The organism is Noviherbaspirillum agri (assembly GCF_054780595.1).
Map to the genome: position 1 here is coordinate 1 of NZ_BAAGWA010000043.1, position 915 is coordinate 915.

Annotated in this window: 1 protein-coding gene; it reads left to right on the forward strand. The window is 57.7% G+C overall.

Annotated features, from left to right (window positions below; all coding sequences use genetic code 11):
• Window positions 1-71: 71 nt before the first annotated feature.
• Window positions 72-899, forward strand: a complete 828-nt coding sequence (locus tag ACYVIA_RS22265) for an IS5 family transposase (protein ID WP_460844496.1) — start codon at window positions 72-74, stop codon at window positions 897-899.
• Window positions 900-915 lie beyond the last annotated feature (16 nt).

The window sequence follows — 915 nt, forward strand, 5'->3', positions numbered from 1 at the left end:
ACAGCCTGTTTGAAAACTCGAAAAAGTGTAAGTTGGCAGTCTGATGCGCGAAAAGCGCAGGAGGATTTGCCATGTGGACAGAGCGGCATCGAGCGAAACAGGTACGGCAAGGGCACCAGGTAAAGCGCTATCCGAGCGACCTGACGGATGCGGAATGGCAGGCGGTTGAACCGTTGTTGCCACGTCCGGCAGCAACCGGGCGGCACCGGACAACCGACTTGCGTGAGGTGATGAATGCGATTCGGTACTTAGTGCGCTCAGGGTGTGAATGGCGCATGCTGCCGGTGCACTTTCCCCCTTGGCAGACGGTGTACTGGTGGTTCAGGCGATTTGTGCGTCGCCTGTTGTTCAAGGTGATTCACGATGTAGCACTAATGCTGGACAGGCAGCAACAAGGCAGGCAGGAGTCGCCCACTGCTGCAGTCATCGATAGTCAGTCGGTCAAGGCGCCATGCGCAGCTGCACGGGGATATGACGCCAACAAGAAGGTTAGCGGACGCAAGCGACACATTGCTGTGGATGCGGATGGCAGACTGTTGATGGTCAACCTGACACCGGCCGACATCGCCGATTCCACCGGGGCCGAATGGGTGCTGGTGGCGCTGAAGAAGCGCTGGCCATGGGTCAAGCACCTGTTTGCCGATGCCGCGTATGACAGGCGCCGGTTAATGGACGAGGCAACGATGCTAGGCTTTGTCGTTGAAGTGGTGCGCAAGCTGGAGAATCAGCATAGCTTCGTTCCGTTGCCCAGGCGCTGGGTGGTGGAGCGTTCGTTCGGCTGGATGATGCAATGGCGTCGCCTGGTACGTGACCATGAGCGCCGCATCGACGTCTCCACCGAAATGATTTACGTCGCCATGGGTAGCCTGCTGCTCAAGCGTCTATTCGAGGAAATCTAGTTTTCAAACAGGCTCT

Coding starts and splice junctions, on each gene's coding strand:
- ACYVIA_RS22265 (WP_460844496.1), top strand. CDS start 72: ATGTGGACAGAGCGGCATCGAGCGAAACAGGTACGGCAAGGGCACCAG.